Here is a 2,352-nt window from a genome sequence, read left to right on the forward strand (position 1 = left end):
TAACTGCAATATGGAGGCATGACCGAATCTTTAAAGGAAAAATATCATCAATAATGACATATTTAGAAAAAGAATCGGATGATCACCCTAGATGGGAATATGAAGAAACTTTAGCATATTATTTAGAAACTAGAAAAAATTATGATGAGCCTAAACCTGAACCTGAAATAGAAAAAAGCGAAGAGGAACCTAATTTAGATTATGCAGAATTAGATTTAAAATATTATGAAGAATCTTTAGATTATTACTTAAATGTTATAGGGTAGGGTAATAAAATTTTCCTCTCACTTGACATTATAATAATAGGCAACTATCTTAAGTGTAAAATTAAAATAGGGTATTTATGATAAGATATTTAATAATTTTATTTGCTTCTATAGCTTTAATTGGTTGTACAGGTCAAAAAACTACGAAATCAAAAGAAGTAGTAGAACTTGACGGTGATCCAAGTTATGCAATTATGAAAACAATTGATAATACTAACAGAAATATCGCTAATACTACCTCATCTCTTCCGAGTACTCCGGTTAGATAGGAATGCTTGTTATTATTTCTTCCGCTAAAACTCTTAATTTTGAGAAGTTAGCTCTTAAGACAGAGCTAACGACTCCTATATTCCCTAATTTAACTAATCAGTTACTTTCTACACTCCAAAGCTATTCTGAGAATCAATTATCGGAAATAATGAATATAAGCGCAAAGCTTGCACATATAAATAAAGAAAGATTTAAGGATTTTGATAATCAAAAGAGTAAAGCAGCTATTTTTGCTTATGCAGGAGATGTTTTTAATAATATACATGTAGAAAAACTAACTAATCATGAACTAAATTTCCTACAATCACATTTGCTTATTATATCAGGTCTCTACGGAGCCTTAAAACCACTAGATGCTATTAAGCCGTATAGATTAGAAATGACAACAAAACTAAATGAAATAAATTTAACGAGCTTTTGGCAAGATGAAATCACGGATTATATTAATAAAGCCCTTGCTAAGCATGAAAATAAATATTTACTCAATCTAGCATCACAAGAATATTCATCTGTAGTAAATCTAAATAAGCTTAAATATCAATTAGTTAACATTCATTTTAAAGAAAATAGAGACGGAAAATTATCAACAATTGGAATAAATGCTAAAAAGGCTCGTGGGAATATGGTGAATGTTATCGCTAGTAACTCAATTGATTCCCCTGAACTACTTAAAGATTTTTCATATTTAGGTTATGAATTTAGCACAAAACACTCATCCGATAGTGAATTGGTTTTTATTAAGGAGTGAGATGGTGGGTGATAGTGGACTCGAACCACCGACCTTTACGATGTCAACGTAATGCTCTAACCAACTGAGCTAATCACCCTTATAACGCCAATTATATGTATAAGCTTTTGCAAGCAAAGCCTTATACATAGTTAGCTTATAATTTTAAATTCTATATTTATTGCATAATGTACTAGATTTCAAGCTTTATTTCTATTATTTATAATATTTTATTACTTAGTCTATAATTTTATGGTGGATTTAAAAACTAAAACCTTCGATTTTTCTCAAAATTTTACTATTTCCCTTGACGGCCCTGCTGCTTCAGGTAAAGGGACTATCGGTTTAATATTGGCAAAAAAATTTTCTCTTAAATATTTTCAGTCAAGTATTGTTTATAGGCAGCTTGCTTTTGACTGTATTAATCAAAAAATAGATGTCACTGATATAGATGCAGTAATTGCTTTATCTAAAGAATTAAAACTCGGTAATAATTTTGACTTAGAAAATGAGGATATAGGGAATATAGCCTCGCAAATTGCCGTAATAAGCGAAGTTAGAAATAATCTAAATAAATATCTGATTAATCTAGTAAAAACAACACCAAGAATCATTATGGAGGGTAGGGATATAGGTACCGTTATTGCACCTGACGCCGATTTAAAGGTTTTTATCACTGCAAATCCTCAAATTAGGGCTGAAAGACGATATAAGCAGTTGCAAGCAAAAGGAACAACATGTATACTCGATGAGATTTTACGGCAAATAATTTTGCGAGATAAAAGAGATAAAGAGCGAAAAGCCGCACCGTTATTACCGGCTTCAGATGCTTTAATTATCGATACTTCAGAGCTTTCAGCTATAGAAGTCGTAGAAGAAATAACGAATTACATGAAAAATAAAATAACTTGAAAAAGTGCTAGTTATTTTATTCGATTTTGTGGTGTTGTTGCATGGATACCAGAACCGTCATTGCGAGTGACTGAAAGGAACGCGGCAAACCAGAAAATAATTAAAAAAATGCTAATTTTTAGCCTTTTTACTGGATTGCTTCGTCGCATTACTACGTAATTCTTCTCGCAATGACGG

General features: G+C 31.1%; 4 protein-coding genes and 1 tRNA gene. 4 read left to right on the top strand and 1 reads right to left on the bottom strand.

Annotation, left to right across the window (positions count from 1 at the left end):
• The first annotated feature begins 8 nt into the window (after positions 1-8).
• From KYQ89_RS00140 to KYQ89_RS00150, 3 genes are all read left to right on the top strand, one after another.
• Positions 9-266: a hypothetical protein gene (locus KYQ89_RS00140; RefSeq protein WP_371920375.1), complete on the top strand. Its 258-nt coding sequence runs from the start codon at positions 9-11 to the stop codon at positions 264-266.
• 77 nt (positions 267-343) lie between these two features.
• Positions 344-535, top strand: coding sequence for a hypothetical protein (locus tag KYQ89_RS00145; RefSeq protein WP_039594994.1), 192 nt, complete (start codon positions 344-346; stop codon positions 533-535).
• 2 nt (positions 536-537) lie between these two features.
• A complete protein-coding gene (locus KYQ89_RS00150; RefSeq protein ID WP_218459780.1) occupies positions 538-1,284 on the top strand; it encodes a YaaA family protein in 747 nt (248 codons plus the stop codon).
• A gap of 2 nt (positions 1,285-1,286) precedes the next feature.
• Here the strand turns inward: KYQ89_RS00150 and KYQ89_RS00155 are convergent.
• Positions 1,287-1,363 (bottom strand) — tRNA-Val (locus KYQ89_RS00155).
• A 152-nt stretch (positions 1,364-1,515) separates the two neighbouring features.
• Here KYQ89_RS00155 and cmk point away from each other — a divergent pair.
• A complete protein-coding gene (gene cmk, locus KYQ89_RS00160) occupies positions 1,516-2,175 on the top strand; it encodes a (d)CMP kinase (protein ID WP_218459782.1) in 660 nt (219 codons plus the stop codon).
• Positions 2,176-2,352 lie beyond the last annotated feature (177 nt).

The sequence above is a fragment of the Rickettsia sp. TH2014 genome (assembly GCF_019249195.1).
Classification (GTDB): Bacteria; Pseudomonadota; Alphaproteobacteria; order Rickettsiales; family Rickettsiaceae; genus Rickettsia; species Rickettsia felis.

What these genes read in the sequence shown, in the direction of transcription:
- KYQ89_RS00150 (WP_218459780.1), top strand. Translation starts at nt 538, where the DNA reads ATGCTTGTTATTATTTCTTCCGCTAAAACTCTTAATTTTGAGAAGTTA.
- KYQ89_RS00145 (WP_039594994.1), top strand. Translation starts at nt 344, where the DNA reads ATGATAAGATATTTAATAATTTTATTTGCTTCTATAGCTTTAATTGGT.
- cmk (WP_218459782.1), top strand. Translation starts at nt 1,516, where the DNA reads ATGGTGGATTTAAAAACTAAAACCTTCGATTTTTCTCAAAATTTTACT.